Annotated in this window: 15 protein-coding genes and 1 tRNA gene; 12 read left to right on the forward strand and 4 right to left on the reverse strand. The window is 66.2% G+C overall.

Annotated elements, in window-relative coordinates; genetic code table 11:
- Window positions 1-15: 15 nt before the first annotated feature.
- The 6 genes from ASF88_RS12115 to ASF88_RS12140 all read left to right on the forward strand — a co-directional run bounded on the left by ASF88_RS12115 (window position 16) and on the right by ASF88_RS12140 (window position 7,801).
- Window positions 16-1,104 carry a prephenate dehydrogenase gene (locus ASF88_RS12115; protein WP_055918588.1) on the forward strand — a complete coding sequence of 363 codons (1,089 nt, stop codon included), beginning with the start codon at window positions 16-18 and terminating at the stop codon, window positions 1,102-1,104.
- On the forward strand, window positions 1,101-1,799 hold the full coding sequence (cmk, locus tag ASF88_RS12120) for a (d)CMP kinase (RefSeq protein WP_055918591.1): 699 nt from the start codon (window positions 1,101-1,103) through the stop codon (window positions 1,797-1,799). The genes ASF88_RS12115 and cmk overlap by 4 nt, the downstream gene beginning before the upstream one ends.
- Entirely contained in the window at window positions 1,792-3,297 is a 1,506-nt protein-coding gene (der, locus tag ASF88_RS12125) for a ribosome biogenesis GTPase Der (RefSeq protein WP_055918594.1), read from the forward strand. The genes cmk and der overlap by 8 nt, the downstream gene beginning before the upstream one ends.
- Window positions 3,298-3,505: 208 nt before the next feature.
- The gene (locus ASF88_RS12130) at window positions 3,506-5,848 is read left to right on the forward strand and encodes a glycosyltransferase family 2 protein (protein ID WP_082518927.1); all 2,343 of its coding nucleotides are present in this window, start codon (window positions 3,506-3,508) and stop codon (window positions 5,846-5,848) included.
- Window positions 5,848-7,488, forward strand: a complete 1,641-nt coding sequence (locus ASF88_RS12135) for a chitinase (protein WP_055918597.1) — start codon at window positions 5,848-5,850, stop codon at window positions 7,486-7,488. The genes ASF88_RS12130 and ASF88_RS12135 overlap by 1 nt, the downstream gene beginning before the upstream one ends.
- A 236-nt stretch (window positions 7,489-7,724) precedes the next feature.
- Window positions 7,725-7,801: transfer RNA gene (locus ASF88_RS12140), tRNA-Pro, on the forward strand.
- Between the two features lie 60 nt (window positions 7,802-7,861).
- Here the strand turns inward: ASF88_RS12140 and ASF88_RS12145 are convergent.
- The 4 genes from ASF88_RS12145 to ASF88_RS12160 all read right to left on the reverse strand — a co-directional run bounded on the left by ASF88_RS12145 (window position 7,862) and on the right by ASF88_RS12160 (window position 10,423).
- Window positions 7,862-9,106 carry a site-specific integrase gene (locus ASF88_RS12145; protein WP_082518928.1) on the reverse strand — a complete coding sequence of 415 codons (1,245 nt, stop codon included), beginning with the start codon at window positions 9,104-9,106 and terminating at the stop codon, window positions 7,862-7,864.
- Window positions 9,099-9,434, reverse strand: a complete 336-nt coding sequence (locus ASF88_RS12150) for a helix-turn-helix transcriptional regulator (RefSeq protein ID WP_235493423.1) — start codon at window positions 9,432-9,434, stop codon at window positions 9,099-9,101. The genes ASF88_RS12145 and ASF88_RS12150 overlap by 8 nt, the downstream gene beginning before the upstream one ends.
- A 7-nt stretch (window positions 9,435-9,441) precedes the next feature.
- Window positions 9,442-9,645, reverse strand: a complete 204-nt coding sequence (locus ASF88_RS12155; RefSeq protein WP_055918606.1) for a hypothetical protein — start codon at window positions 9,643-9,645, stop codon at window positions 9,442-9,444.
- Between the two features lie 82 nt (window positions 9,646-9,727).
- Window positions 9,728-10,423 (reverse strand): hypothetical protein, encoded by a 696-nt coding sequence (locus tag ASF88_RS12160; protein WP_055918608.1) that lies wholly within the window; start codon window positions 10,421-10,423, stop codon window positions 9,728-9,730.
- A gap of 120 nt (window positions 10,424-10,543) precedes the next feature.
- Between ASF88_RS12160 and ASF88_RS20100 the strand changes: the two genes are divergently transcribed.
- The 6 genes from ASF88_RS20100 to ASF88_RS20400 all read left to right on the forward strand — a co-directional run bounded on the left by ASF88_RS20100 (window position 10,544) and on the right by ASF88_RS20400 (window position 13,363).
- The gene (locus ASF88_RS20100; RefSeq protein WP_157498320.1) at window positions 10,544-10,792 is read left to right on the forward strand and encodes a helix-turn-helix domain-containing protein; all 249 of its coding nucleotides are present in this window, start codon (window positions 10,544-10,546) and stop codon (window positions 10,790-10,792) included.
- The gene (locus tag ASF88_RS20675; RefSeq protein WP_162242574.1) at window positions 10,789-10,962 is read left to right on the forward strand and encodes a helix-turn-helix domain-containing protein; all 174 of its coding nucleotides are present in this window, start codon (window positions 10,789-10,791) and stop codon (window positions 10,960-10,962) included. Before ASF88_RS20100 ends, ASF88_RS20675 begins: the two co-directional genes overlap by 4 nt.
- Before the next feature lie 107 nt (window positions 10,963-11,069).
- A complete protein-coding gene (locus tag ASF88_RS20395) occupies window positions 11,070-11,519 on the forward strand; it encodes a hypothetical protein (RefSeq protein ID WP_157498321.1) in 450 nt (149 codons plus the stop codon).
- A gap of 164 nt (window positions 11,520-11,683) precedes the next feature.
- Complete coding sequence (locus tag ASF88_RS12165; protein ID WP_157498322.1) at window positions 11,684-11,935, forward strand: hypothetical protein; 252 nt, start codon at window positions 11,684-11,686, stop codon at window positions 11,933-11,935.
- Window positions 11,932-12,951: a hypothetical protein gene (locus tag ASF88_RS12170; protein WP_200935274.1), complete on the forward strand. Its 1,020-nt coding sequence runs from the start codon at window positions 11,932-11,934 to the stop codon at window positions 12,949-12,951. Before ASF88_RS12165 ends, ASF88_RS12170 begins: the two co-directional genes overlap by 4 nt.
- Window positions 12,952-13,105: 154 nt before the next feature.
- Entirely contained in the window at window positions 13,106-13,363 is a 258-nt protein-coding gene (locus tag ASF88_RS20400; RefSeq protein ID WP_157498323.1) for a hypothetical protein, read from the forward strand.
- The last annotated feature ends 505 nt before the right edge of the window (window positions 13,364-13,868 follow it).

The raw sequence follows: 13,868 nt of genomic DNA on the forward strand, positions 1-13,868 counted from the left end.
GACTAAGGTGGATCCGTGAACGATTCCCCCTCGCGCCTCGCCGGGCCGGTCCGCGTCGTCGGGGCCGGGCTCCTCGGGGCCTCCGTCGGGCTGGGGCTGCGCGCCCGCGGCGTCGACGTGCTCCTCGCCGACGCCTCGCCCGCCCACCTGCGGCTGGCGGCCGATTATGGCGCGGGCCGACCGGACGACGGGGGAGCGGAGCCGGCGCTGATCGTGGTGGCCGTGCCGCCGGACCTCGTGTCGCGCGTCGTCGCGGAGGAGCTCGCCGCGCATCCCGCGGCAGTGGTCACCGACGTCGCCAGCGTCAAGGGCGCGCCGCTCGCCGAGCTGCAGGAGACCGGGCTCGACCTCTCCCGCTACGTGGGGTCGCACCCGCTCGCCGGCCGTGAGCGCGGCGGCCCGAGCGCCGCGCGCGCCGACCTGTTCATCGGCCGCCCGTGGGTGGTCTCGGCCCGCCCGGAGAACCCGCGCTCCGCGGTCAACCTGGTGGAGGCGCTCATCCTCGACCTCGGCGCGACACCGATCGAGATGGCCGCCGCCGACCACGACGCCGCCGTCGCACTCGTTTCGCACACCCCGCAGATCGTGTCGTCCCTGATGGCGAAGCGGCTCGCGGCCTCTACTGACGCAGCCCTGGGGCTCGCCGGACAGGGCGTGCGCGACGTGACGCGCATCGCCGCGAGCGAGCCAGAGCTGTGGGTGCAGATCCTCGGCGCCAACGCGCCGGCGATCGTGCAGATCCTGCGCGCCTACCGCGACGACCTCGACCACGTGCTCTCGGCCCTCGACGACGTCGACGCCGCCGGCTCCCGCCGCGCCATCGCCGAGGAGATCGCCGGAGGCAACCTCGGCGTCTCCCGCCTCCCGGGCAAGCACGGCCAGGACAAGCGCTTCTCGAGCCTGATCGTCATGGTCGACGACCGCCCCGGCGAGCTGGCGCGGCTGCTCGCCGAACTCGGCGAGCTCGACGTGAACCTGGAGGACCTCCGCCTGGAGCACTCCCCGGGCGCCCCGTTCGGTCTGGCGGAGATCGCCGTGCTCCCCGAGGTGTGGCAGCGCACCGTGACCGACTTGACCGACCGCGGCTGGAGGCTCGCAGGATGACCGACTCGCACACCCGCATCGACGCAGACGGCCCGATCGTCGTCGCCGTCGACGGCCCCGCCGGCAGCGGCAAGTCGTCGGTCTCGAAGTCGGCGGCGCACCGGCTCGGCTGGTCGTACCTCGACACCGGAGCCGCCTACCGCGCGCTCAGCTGGTACGTCGTGCAGCGCAAGCTCGACCCCACCGACAGCGCGACGGTGATCGACTCGCTCCCCGACTTCGACTACCGCATCGGCACCGACCCCGACACGTACCACGTGTTCGTCGGCGACCACGATGTCACGCACGAGATCCGCGAGCCCGGGGTGACCGCCGTCGTCAGCGCCATCGCGCGCGTCCCGGAGGTGCGGGAGTTCCTCACCGGCCTGTTCCGGTCGATCGTGGCCCGCACGCAGAAGCCGGGCATCGTGGTCGAGGGCCGTGACATCACGACCGTCGTCTGCCCGGATGCGCACGTGCGCATCCTGCTCACCGCGGACGAAGAGGTTAGAATAGCGAGGCGTTCCGCAGAACTCGCAGACCATTCCGCCGCTCACGTGGGCGAGGCGCTGCGCAGGCGTGACGCGGCCGACTCCCGGGTCGTGGACTTCATGAACGCCGCAGACGGCGTGACCACCGTCGACTCCACCGACCTCGACTTCGACCAGACCGTCGACGCGGTCATCGCGGTCGTACAGAAAGAGACCCATGTCTGACATCGACAACGAGCCCACTGGGGCCGACGATCTCGTCGAGCGCCTCGCGGGCCTCGACGACACCCTCGCGGTGCAGCGCGCCGCCGCCCTCCGCAGTGGCCTGGAGGAGTACGAGCTCGACGAAACCGACCTCGACCTCCTCGGCACGGCCACCGAGAACCCGGACGAGATCCGCTATCTGCCCGCCCTGCCGGTCCTGGCCATCGTCGGCCGTCCGAACGTGGGCAAGTCGGCGCTCGTCAACCGCATCCTCGGCCGCCGCGAGGCCGTCGTGGAGGACACCCCTGGTGTCACGCGCGACCGCGTCTCGTACCAGGCCGAGTGGAACGGGCGCCGGTTCACCGTCGTCGACACCGGCGGCTGGGAGCCCGACGCCCGCGGCATCGACGCGTCGGTCGCCGCGCAGGCGGAGGTCGCGATCGATCTGGCCGACGCCGTGCTGTTCGTCGTCGACGCGACGGTGGGCGCGACCTCCACCGACGAGCACGTCGTGCGTCTGCTGCGCAAGACGGACAAGCCGGTCTTCCTCGCCGCCAACAAGGTGGACGATGCGCGCCAGGAGCCGTACGCGACCGAGCTGTGGTCGCTGGGCCTCGGCGAGCCGTGGCCGGTCTCGGCGCTGCACGGCCGTGGCGTCGCCGATCTGCTCGACCAGCTCCTGAAGGCGCTGCCCGAGGTCTCGGCCGTCGCCAAGCAGGAGGTCGGCGGCCCGCGCCGGGTCGCGATCGTCGGCCGCCCGAACGTGGGCAAGTCGTCGCTGCTCAACAAGGCCGCGGGGGAGGAGCGGGTCGTCGTCAACGAGCTCGCCGGCACCACGCGCGACCCCGTCGACGAGCAGGTCGAGCTGGGCGGCAAGGTGTGGCGCTTCGTCGACACCGCCGGCATCCGCCGACGCGTGCACCTGCAGCAGGGCGCCGACTTCTACGCGTCGCTGCGCACCTCCACCGCGCTCGAGAAGGCGGAGGTCGCGGTCGTCGTGCTCGACGTCTCCGAGCCGATCAGCGAGCAGGACGTGCGCATCATCGACCTGGTGCTCGAGTCTGGTCGCGCGCTCGTGCTCGCGTTCAACAAGTGGGACCTCCTCGACGACGAGCGCCGCCGCTACCTGGAGCGCGAGATCGAGCAGGATCTCGCCCACGTGTCGTGGGCGCCGCGCGTCAACATCTCCGCCCGCACCGGGCGGCACCTCGAGAAGCTGGTGCCCGCGCTGGAGCTGGCGCTCGAGTCGTGGGACACCCGCATCCCGACCGGCAAGTTCAACGCGTTCCTCGCCGAGCTCACCGCGGCCCACCCGCACCCGGTTCGTGGAGGCAAGCAGCCGCGCATCCTGTTCGGCACCCAGGCGTCGAGCCGGCCGCCGACATTCGTCGTGTTCACCACGGGTTTCCTCGACCCCGGCTACCGGCGTTACATCATCCGCCGCCTCCGCGAGGTCTACGGCTTCGAGGGCACCCCGATCGTGCTGAACATGCGGGTGCGCGAGAAGCGCAAGCGTTAACCCGCCTGCCGTGCCGGTCGGCTCGTCAAATCGACGCGCCGACCGCAATGGTGAACAGATGGGTACACGTCACCCCCAGTGAGGGGGCGACCATATTGGGGGTATTTGTACCCCGGCTTGTCCTCACTAATGTGGACAATCGACGGAGCTACCCGACCGCGCTACCCGAAGGCGCGGGCTCTGTCCAATAGAGGACGCATACCCGACCATGAGTTCTACAAGTACATATTCGCCTGCCCGGAAACGGCAGTGGGGCTCCGAGCGCCGCACCGAACCGCTTCCGACCGTCCACCCGAAGCCCTCCGATCGCACGATCACCTGGAGCCGTGTCGCCATCGTCGCGACCATCGTGTTCTGGGCCATCTACGTCGTGACGACGGTCATCCGTCAGTTCCTCGTGCTCGGCACGCAGGACTTCCGGTTCACGATGGAGGCCATCGGCTACACCGTCGTCGTCACCTTCCTCACGTTCTCCGCGCTGATGTACCTCGTCGCCCGTCAGGGCGCGCTGCAGCGGTTCCAGAAGCACGTGCGCGTTCCCCGCGCCGAGCTTGACCGCCACTTCGCGCAGAACCAGCCCTCCATCACCGTGCTCGTGCCCTCCTATGCGGAGGAGCCCGAGGTCGTGCGGATGACGCTGCTCTCCGCCGCCCTGCAGGAGTTCCCTTCCATGCGGGTCGTGCTGCTGGTCGACGACAACCCGAACCCGACCGACCCGGCCGTCGCCGAGAAGCTCGACGCCACCCGCGACCTCGCCGACAGCATCACCGGTCAGCTCGCGGAGCCGCGCTTCCGCTTCTCCGACGCCTTGATGCGGCACGAGCTCGGCGACGAGCGCGCCTTCGTCTCCGACGAGACCGCCCTCGAGCTGGCCGAGCACTACCGCTGGGCCGCCGAGTGGCTGTACGCCCAGGCCGACGCGCACGGCATCGACGACCACGTCGACGTCTTCTTCGCCGACCAGGTGCTCCGCGCCCTCGGCGACGAGCTGGCGCTGACGGCGGAGGCCGTGAAGGCCGCCGTCGCGGAGGGCGCCGAGCTGTCCTCCGAGCGGGTCGCCCAGCTGTACCGCCGTCTGGCGTGGACGTTCGACGCCGAGCTGATGGTGTTCGAGCGCAAGAAGTGGGCCTCCCTGTCGCACGAGGCCAACAAGGCGATGAACCTGAACGCGTACATCGGCCTGATGGGCGGCACCTACCGCGTCGAGCAGACGCCGGACGGCCCCATCCTGAACCCGGTGCCCGCCGGCTCGCGCAAGCCCGGCGACATCGAGATCCCTGACAGCGACTTCCTGCTGACGCTGGACGCCGACTCCATCCTGCTGCGCGAGTACTGCCTGCGGCTGACTTACTTCTTGCAGCAGCCGGACAACGCGCGCGTCGCCGTCACGCAGACGCCGTACTCCTCATTCCGTGGTGCGGGCACCCGCATCGAGCGCCTCGCCGGGGCGACGACCGACATCCAGCACATCCTCCACCAGGGCAAGAGCTACTACGGCGCGACGTTCTGGGTGGGCGCGAACGCGGTGATCCGCAAGCGCGCGCTGGAGGACATCGTCGAGACCGAATGGGTCGGCGGCTTCGAGGTGCGCCGGTACATCCAGGACCGCACCGTCATCGAGGACACCGAGTCGAGCATCGACCTCGGCACCCACGGCTGGACGCTCGTCAACTACCCGGAGCGCCTCAGCTACTCCGCCACCCCGCCGGACTTCGGCTCGCTGATCGTTCAGCGCCGCCGCTGGGCGAACGGCGGTCTGCTGATCCTCCCGAAGCTGTGGAAGCAGGTTCGCGAGCGCAAGCGCCGCGGTGAGAACGTGTCGCGCATCGAGCTGCTGCTGCGCGTGAACTACATGGCCTCCATCTGCTGGGCGAGCTTCGGACTCGTGTTCCTGCTGGCGTACCCGTACGACGGGCGGCTGCTGAGCCCGATGGTCCTCCTGGCCGCGCTGCCGTACTTCATCAGCCAGGCCAGCGACCTCCGCTACGCCGGCTACAAGGGCACGGACATCTTCCGGATCTACGGCTTCAACCTGATCCTGCTCCCGGTGAACCTGGCCGGCGTGCTCAAGTCGATCCAGCAGTCGCTGACCGGCAAGAAGATCCCGTTCGCCCGCACGCCGAAGGTCAAGAACCGCACCGCGTCGCCGCTGCTGTACGTGATCGCGCCGATGGCGATCATCGCCTTCTCGCTGTTCACGCTGTGGCGCGACTGGAATGCACACAACTGGGGCAACGCCGCGTTCGCCGCGTTCAACGCCACCCTCGCGATCTGGTCGCTCGTCGCCTACATCGGCATCTGGAACTCGATCGTCGACATCTGGCTCGGTCTGACCAAGCCGCTGTACGTCGACAAGAAGCGCAAGCGCTCGGCCCCGGCTTCCGCTCCGGTGACCGAGTCGATCGACTGGCGCTCGGTGCTATACCACGGCCACGCCGGCGGGGAGGTGCCGCACCTGGAGCGCACCGCGCTGCGGGACGGCGCCGTCGTTGCCTCCGACGCCCCGGTCTCCGACGCTCCGGTCTCCGACGGCCAGAGACAGGCCGCCTGATGGCTCGCTCGGACAAGAAGGCGGCCAAGAAGGCCGCCGCCGCCGAAGCCGCCGCCGCTCAGACCGACCGGCTGCAGGCTCCCGAGTCGGACTCCGGCCGCCGGCTCTCGCCGTTGCGTGTCATCGGTGCCGCCCTGGTCGCGATCGTCGTCGTCTCCGGCGGTGTCGTCGGCTTCCAGTGGTGGAGCGCACGCGCCTCGGTCGACCTGAAGCCGTGGTTCGCCTCCTTCGTGGATGTGACCGCGACCCCGAAGTACGCGTTCGAGAACCTCGGGTCGACCTCCACCAAGGACGCCGTGCTGTCGTTCATCGTCTCCAGTCCGTCGGACGCCTGCACGCCTTCGTGGGGCGGTGCCTACACGATGGACCAGGCGCGCGGCTCGCTCGATCTGGACCGCCGGATCGCCCGGCTGCAGCAGCAGGGCGGCGACGTCGCGGTGTCGTTCGGCGGCCAGGCGAACGAAGAGCTCGCCCTCGGCTGCACGGATGACGCCGCGCTGAAGAAGGCCTACGCCTCGGTCGTCGAGCGCTACAAGGTCGGCACCATCGACCTCGACCTGGAGGGCGACGGCCTGGTGAACGCCGACGCCGCCTCCCGCCGGGCCACCGTCATCGCCGAACTGCAGAAGGAGCGCCGTGCGGCGGGCAAGAGCCTCGCCGTCTGGCTGACCCTGCCGGTGGCGCCGACCGGTATGACCACCGACGGCACCAATGCCATCGAGGCGATGCTGAAGGCCAAGGTGGATATCGCCGGCGTCAATCTGATGACCATGGACTACGGGCAGGCCAAGGACGCCAAGAAGTCGATGGCCGCCACCGCGGAGGCCGCCCTGACGGCCGCGCAACGCCAACTCGGCGTGCTCTACAACCGCGCCGGCATCCACCAGTCCGACCCGAGCCTGTGGGCGAAGATCGGCGCCACCCCGATGATCGGCCAGAACGACGACCAGGACCAGATCTTCGGCCTCGCCGACGCCAAGGCCCTGAACGCTTGGGCCGTCTCCACCGGCCTCGGCCGGATGTCGATGTGGTCGGCGAACCGCGACAAGACCTGCGGATCCAACTATGTGGACCTGACCGTCGTCTCCGACGCCTGCAGCGGTGTGAACCAGGGCAAGCAGACCTTCGCCGGTCTCCTGTCGAAGGGCTTCGACGGCCGCATCGCGCTGGGGGAGGGCGCCGTGACCACCGCGGAGCCGACCTCCGCCGCCACCACCGACGACCCCGCGCACTCGCCGTACCCGATCTGGACCGCCACCAACTCGTACCTCAAGGGCACCAAGGTCACCTGGCACCACAACGTGTACCAGGCCAAGTGGTGGACCAAGGGCGACGTGCCGGACAACCCCGTGCTCAACCAGTGGGAGACCCCCTGGGAGCTGGTGGGCCCCGTGATGCCCGGCGAGACGCCGATCCCGCAGCCGACCCTCCCCGCAGGCACCTACCCGAACTGGGCAGGCACTGCCGCTTATGACAAGGGCGCGCGCGTGCTCTTCGACGGCGTGCCGTTCGAGGCCAAGTGGTGGACGCAGGGCGACAGCCCGGAGGCCGCCAGCTCCAACCCCGACTCGTCCCCCTGGGCCCCGCTCACCCAGGACGAGATCGACACCATTCTGGGCGGTGACACCGCCCAGAAGTGACTCGGCGGCGGGATGCAGCCTCCCCGCGCATCCCGTCGCCGACCCACTCGGACCAACCGCTGCGGGGCGGGACGTCCGTGGCGCGTGCGCACCACCGCTCGTCGGGAGGGATGTGCGCGGCGCCGGTGCTGGCGGGGCCAACAGTGGCTTTCGGGTTGGTCACGACCGGCCTCGCCAGCACGCTAAGATAGACGAGTTGTCTCATTTGGCGCCCCCCGGCCTGGGTGGGACAGCAACGGGCTGTGGCGCAGCTTGGTAGCGCACTTGACTGGGGGTCAAGGGGTCGCAGGTTCAAATCCTGTCAGCCCGACCAACAAAAAGCCCCGGAATTACGCGGATCTCGCGTGTTCCGGGGCTTTCCTTTTTGTCGCGGTTAGGCCTTCAATTCGGGCTGTGTGTGCAGTGTGTGTGCATCGCCGGATTTGCGGGGGATCATTGCCGCTGCTCGTTCGGATGCGTCGAGAGCTGCGGACCCGATCAGGTGAGAGTAGATGTCGGCCGTCACACTCACCGACGAGTGTCCGAGCATCTTCGACACGACTGCGATGTCAGCTCCGCCCGACAGCAGCAGGGAGGCGTTCTCGTGCCTCTGGCCGTGGAACGTCATCCTGGGCAGTCCTGCCGAAGCCCTGATCTTGTCGAACAGACGCGTGGCGTACTGCGGCTTCAGCGGCTGCCCGTCCTCGTAGGTGAACACGTAACCGGTGTCAGTCCACACCTCTTTGAAAGCTTCCGCCTCCTCTTGCTGTCGAAGCTTCCACGCCACCAGGGCACCCACTACAGCGTCAGACATGCTGAGTACCCGATTGTCGCCCGCATCCGTTTTGGCGGTGCCCTCAACGATGGTCCGGCCAGCCTGCGTGCGGTTGTTGCGGACCGTGATGGTGCGGCGCGTCAGGTCTACGTCGTCCCATCGAAGCCCGATCGCCTCGCCCCGACGAAGGCCGGTCAGGATTGCGAGTTCGAAGAGCGCACCGAGGCGATGCTGGGAGGCGGCGTCGAGGAAGGTACCCACCTGTTCGGGCTGCCACGGCTGGAACTTCTTCTTGGGCACCACTGGCAGTTTGATGCCTACTCCGGGGTTGTGGTCGATCAGATCGTCATGCCAGGCGGCCTTCAGCGACCCCTGAACCACTGCGGCGATGCGGCGTACGGTCGTCGCCCCTCGGCCTGCTTCGGTCAGGTCTGACACGAAGTCGTTGATGTGGAACCGTCGAATGTCGGTGAGCTTCATGCGTCCCAACGAGCTGGGCTGAATGTCGTCTCTGATGTACCTGGCGTAGTTGTCCGCCGTGGTGGGTTTGAGGCCTCTACCGGTCGTCTGACGGCGCTGGAACCACTTGTCCAGGTACTCCGCGTAGGTCTGCTTTGTGGGCGCCACGTAGGTTCCGGAGTCGACCTTGCTTGCGGCAGCGTTCCGCGCCTTTTGGGCGGCTTGTTTGGTGGCGAAGCCTGCGCGCCTTACCTGGCGTCGTCGACCGGTCTTGGGGTCGATGCCGGCAGCCAGGTAGAACGCCCAGGTTCCGTGTTTGGGGTCGGTGGCGAGCTTCGGGCATGTGGTCCCGTACTGTCGGCCCGCGTCGTCGCGGCAACCGCAACGGCGATAGATATCAGCCATTGGTGTTCCTTTCGGGGTTGGTCCAACTCCAGGAGTCGTTCCAGTCGTGAAGCGTGTAGAAGCGCTCAACGGGAATTTCGAAAATGGCGGCGATCGACCAAAGCTCTTCGGCGGATACCTTGCGCTTGTGGTTCCAGATCGGGTGCACGGCGTTGTAGCTGATACCGAGCATCGTGGCGAGGTCGCGTCGTGTGACTTCTCGCGTGCAGCAGAGGATGCGGATGTTCTCGCAGACGATTTCACGCATTGAGGGCGTGGGGGTTCGGAACTGAACCCCCACGCTTGGAGCGACCGTCGCGGTGTGGAGCAGGCGCGGGGTCGAGGGCATCATTGGCTTACTCGGCCGGAAGCACCTGGAGGGTGCGGAGAACCAGCTTGGAAGGCTCGAGGTGCAGCTTCTTGGCCGCCCAGTACACGTCGCCCAACGTGTCCTCGCGGGTGAAGGTGCGTGCCGCCTTCTGGTAGCGTGCGGCGGTCGGAAGGTCAGTGAGAGCACGGATGCCGTCGTTGGCCCGGGCGGTAGCCTTGTTGGTGTTCATGATGCGTTCCTTTCATGTTGTGCATCGTGGGCTGCCCTCGTGCCTGTTCCAGCAGGCGCGAGGGCCTTTTTTTATCCGCGGATCAGTCGTCCGTGGAAGTTGTTGTTTCGCCGCCCCTAGAGCCGTCAGCCGGCCCGAGGTGGCCGCGCTTGCGGGATTCACCGACCCAGCGAGCAGCGGTCGAGTAGGGCTTCTGGTAGTGGCGGGCGACAGCTTGTGTTGGATTCTCGCCAGCCTCCCAAGCGGTTCGGTAAATCCCCGCAATTTCTTCGCTGAACACGTCCGACATTCGTCGGCGAGACTGGCTGCCAGACTGCGAAGGGTGGCGCTCTTTCGCGTACTCCTTTGATACCTCCTCTCGGCCGACCTCCTCTTGGTCCAGGTCAAAGATCGCGCCTAAGAAATCGCGCTTGTCGTCGGCGGAAACACGGTCCTTTGAGAACGCAAGGCCAAGAATGCCCTGCTGCTTCCACCAGGCGAGGGGTCGAACAGAGCTAATCCTGTCGATCGCGTCGTCAGTGTCCATGGCTGACGAAAGGACAGCAGCCAAGTGGATGTCGTTCGAATTGGTGTCAGCCAGGAACATGACCAGGCAAGCAAAGTCATCAGCGGTCGAAGTCACGTACGTCTCGAAGCGCTTGGGATACGTTGCGGCCCCTACTTGGACGTCGATCACATCCGTCTTGTCTCCCGGGACGACCGTCCATCCGCGGGATACGAACGTGAGGTAGTCGTCCGGATCTCCGAAGTCGTATGCGAAGTCAAGAGGCTTTGCCATGCGCCCATGCTCTCACATGACGCGCTACTGGTAAAGAAGTGAACCTGGGAAAATGCCCATAAGTGGTAAGGAAAGGCAATAAGCGGCACGTTAATGGGTAGGTTCTGGTAAGGTAAAAATGTGGACACCAGCGACCTGCAAAAAATCGCGGAGGCGCACCAAGCGCTAGCGACTGGCGATGCGCGAGCGCTGCGCCAGTCGCTACGCATGAGCGTGCTTGACCTCGGCGCAACTGTTGGCGTCTCCGGAGCAGCTATTTCGCGATGGGAATGCGGCAAGCGCACACCCCACGGCGATACGGCTCTGAGATACGCACGAGTGCTGGACATGCTCCGAAGGGTTGCAGCATCGGTGGAGGTGCAGAAATGACCTTCGAGCGGACGAAGCCCACTAACACCGCTGACGACACGGCCGAGTGGCTCGGCGTCGACCGAAAGACCGTTTACGCAGGCGTCAACGCCGGCACCATCCCGGCAATAAGGCTGGGCCGGAAGGTGCTCATCCTCACCCAGCCGCTCATAGAACTTGTCGGTGCGTGAGGAGCACCGACAGCTAACAGCAGGGAACCGACAACAGGCGGTCGTGACAGCTCTCGTCAACACCCAGACGACTTGCCTCACCGATGAACCGGAGAGCAAGAACCGCAATGAATACAGGCCCCATCGTCCCGTTGGGACGCTTCTACGCCGAGTTCGATGAAGTAACTGGCGAACCCCTACCCACCCCCGAAGAGCGCGAAGCTCCCGCTGAGGACATCGCTAGAGCATTCGCCACCCACAAGTTTCTCGAGCACCTAGCCGCTGCACGCGGCAAGCGAATCGACCAGCTCGCACGCAACGAAGTTCACCCCGACGACATCACCAACGCGCGTGCAGATCGTGGGACACACGCAGACCCGGTGCTAGACGAGGTGATCGCCCGCTGGAACAACTGGCATAGGCGCCCAACGCGCCGGCTGCGCTTCAAAGACGGCCGCCTCGCCATCACTCTGGACGACATCCAACGTCTTGCGGAGGCTGGCTACCGCAGTCCTCACGACAGAATGAACGTCACTCGTGCGCAAGTGCGCGCCTTTCTCTCTGGGCACGGCTGGTGAGCGCGGGCTTCATGACGCGCGCTGAGCGTGCGGCGCTCCAAGGTGCCGACCCCCTGACGTGCCGATCATGTGGTGAGGGGCTTCAGGCGTGGCAGGTGCCGATCGCTATGCACCCGACGTGTGCGCGCAGCGCTATCCGCAAGGTCGACATGAGCAGTCTGAGCATGCGCGAATCGCTCATCTATTCGGCTGCATACAGCGAAGCGATTGCGGACCACGCGGCTCTATTCGAACAGGTCATTACTGCATACGCCGCAGCACTCGCCCAAGCGGAAGCCGATGCCGCCCGCTACTACCACCAGGCGTATTGCGACTGCGTGCAGCGCACTAGCAGGCAGATCGTGCACGCAGTCGACGTAGGCGAGCGCCGCGAACAGTGGAGGAGCAAGTACGGACTGAACGGGGCAGTCGCTTGACCAAATACGAGTACGCCAACGTCGGCGCAATCCTCAACGGAAGTCACCTCGCGGCGCCGGCACCCACGGTTGGGCTTCGCGATGACGGCGTGGGCCTGTTCTACAGAGGGCAGGAAAACCAGATCATCGGTGACCCCGAGACGGCCAAGACGCTGATGGTGCAATGCGTACAGGCTGACATGCTCTCCGTGGGTGGCAGTGCGCTCATCGTCGATATCGACCACAACGGCGTAGAACCAACGCTCGCGCGGCTCATCAGCATGGGCGTCGACCCAGACGTGCTCTCGGATCCGCAACGGTTCAGGTACGCGGCACCGAATGATGCCGAGGAAATGCTCGCAGTCGTCGCAGACCTCAAAGACTGGGTGCCTGACATTGCGCTCGTCGACTCCATCGGTGAACTGATGGTCATGTTCCACGCGTCCTCGAATAGCCCCGATGACTACACGGCCATGCACTCGGCGGCGCTGAAACCTTTCGCCGTCCACGGCAGCGCCCTGGTCACCATCGACCACCTAGCCAAGAACTCGGAATCGCAGTCATATGGCGCCACCGGTACGGCAGCGAAGAAACGCGCAGTCGGGGGAGTGATGCTCCGATCGACAGTGCTCGACAGGTTCACCCCCGGCAACGGCGGACGCGCACAGCTCACCATCGTGAAAGATCGCCACGGCGGCCTCCGTGCAGCATCGCCCAAAGATGACAGAGAACCCTTGGCGGCGATCTTCAAAGTCTGGAGCGACGACAGCGACGACACCCGGTGGCAGTTCAAAACACCGGACGGCAGCGACAAGCCAGTGGGAATCACGGTCAGGGAAGGCGACGTGGACGCGCTCGCCCAGCTCGTGCCGTCGCCTATCAGCCAACGAGACGTGAAAGAACGCCTCAGCTGGGGGTCCACTCGAGCACTTCACGCCCTCCGAGCATGGCGCGACGCCGGATCACCAACAGTCGCTCTCGTCGCGCTCCCTGCTCCCCAAACCCCTATGTCAGGAGCACGGGAGCACGTCGCATGAACCGCTCCCAGGAGCGCTCCCGGAGCAACCAGGAGCAGACGACCAAGGGACACCAAAACCCTTACAACCACTCCATTTCATACCCCTACCCCCTACGCTCCCCTGCTCCCACACACAGAGGTCCAGGAGCAAGGAGCGCACGCAGGAGCACCCCATGAAGACCTACCGGCAACACAACTGCCAAAGCAAACACCGCACCAACCACACCTTCCTCAACTGCGCACTACACAACATCAACTGGATCCACGGAAACGGGAACTACGCAGTCATCGCCTGGTGCAACCGAACAATCACCCTCTGGCACGAACGCCCACTAGCCCAACAAGCACTCGACATCATCAACGCAGACGCCTGCGGACACCGATGCCGCCACAACCACGAACTCATCACCATCGACAGGGGCACCAAATGACCACACCAACCAGTCGTGAGCGGTCTGTCCGCGTGGCTTCGGTGGTCTGCTCGAACTCCCCGCGCACGCGTTGGGATGGTGTGCACTCACGTTGTGATCACGCCACGGAGTCCCTTGCTATGACTGGCCTGTTGAGGCGAGCACATGACGGCGTGTCAAGTGTGCGAGCCGTCGCCGGCTACGGGCAAGGCACAGCGCAGGTGGTCGAGCTTGCCAATGATGGGCGCCTACCAAGGGGGGTGGGGGAGGGATTTTCCAGCATTGCCACCCCCGCCATATGCCGAGAAATCTGCAGAGAAATCCTGAAATCCGGTTTTGGTGGGAGGGCGTTGTGAATCTGGATGGTGCGCGGGCTACGCGTAGGGAGCATGCGTTGCGTGATGAGTTTGAGGCGGCGTTGTTGCGGATTGGGTTGGTGGATGAGCCTGGTGCGGAGTTGGTGCGCCAGTATGTGGCGGCGTTGCGGGGTGAGTGTTCGTCGCGGCGTCGGGAGGCTCGAGAACTG

Source organism: Leifsonia sp. Leaf336 (genome assembly GCF_001423695.1).
Classification (GTDB): domain Bacteria; phylum Actinomycetota; class Actinomycetes; order Actinomycetales; family Microbacteriaceae; genus Leifsonia.

Bases quoted from the DNA above. Each gene is read 5' to 3' on its own strand.
- ASF88_RS20675 (WP_162242574.1), top strand. From the start codon at position 10,789: ATGACCTTCGAGCGGACGAAGCCCACTAACACCGCTGACGACACGGCC.
- ASF88_RS12155 (WP_055918606.1), bottom strand. From the start codon at position 9,645: ATGAACACCAACAAGGCTACCGCCCGGGCCAACGACGGCATCCGTGCT.
- ASF88_RS12150 (WP_235493423.1), bottom strand. From the start codon at position 9,434: ATGCCCTCGACCCCGCGCCTGCTCCACACCGCGACGGTCGCTCCAAGC.
- ASF88_RS12135 (WP_055918597.1), top strand. From the start codon at position 5,848: ATGGCTCGCTCGGACAAGAAGGCGGCCAAGAAGGCCGCCGCCGCCGAA.
- der (WP_055918594.1), top strand. From the start codon at position 1,792: ATGTCTGACATCGACAACGAGCCCACTGGGGCCGACGATCTCGTCGAG.
- ASF88_RS12160 (WP_055918608.1), bottom strand. From the start codon at position 10,423: ATGGCAAAGCCTCTTGACTTCGCATACGACTTCGGAGATCCGGACGAC.
- ASF88_RS12165 (WP_157498322.1), top strand. From the start codon at position 11,684: ATGCGCGAATCGCTCATCTATTCGGCTGCATACAGCGAAGCGATTGCG.
- cmk (WP_055918591.1), top strand. From the start codon at position 1,101: ATGACCGACTCGCACACCCGCATCGACGCAGACGGCCCGATCGTCGTC.
- ASF88_RS20400 (WP_157498323.1), top strand. From the start codon at position 13,106: ATGAAGACCTACCGGCAACACAACTGCCAAAGCAAACACCGCACCAAC.
- ASF88_RS12130 (WP_082518927.1), top strand. From the start codon at position 3,506: ATGAGTTCTACAAGTACATATTCGCCTGCCCGGAAACGGCAGTGGGGC.
- ASF88_RS12145 (WP_082518928.1), bottom strand. From the start codon at position 9,106: ATGGCTGATATCTATCGCCGTTGCGGTTGCCGCGACGACGCGGGCCGA.
- ASF88_RS20395 (WP_157498321.1), top strand. From the start codon at position 11,070: ATGAATACAGGCCCCATCGTCCCGTTGGGACGCTTCTACGCCGAGTTC.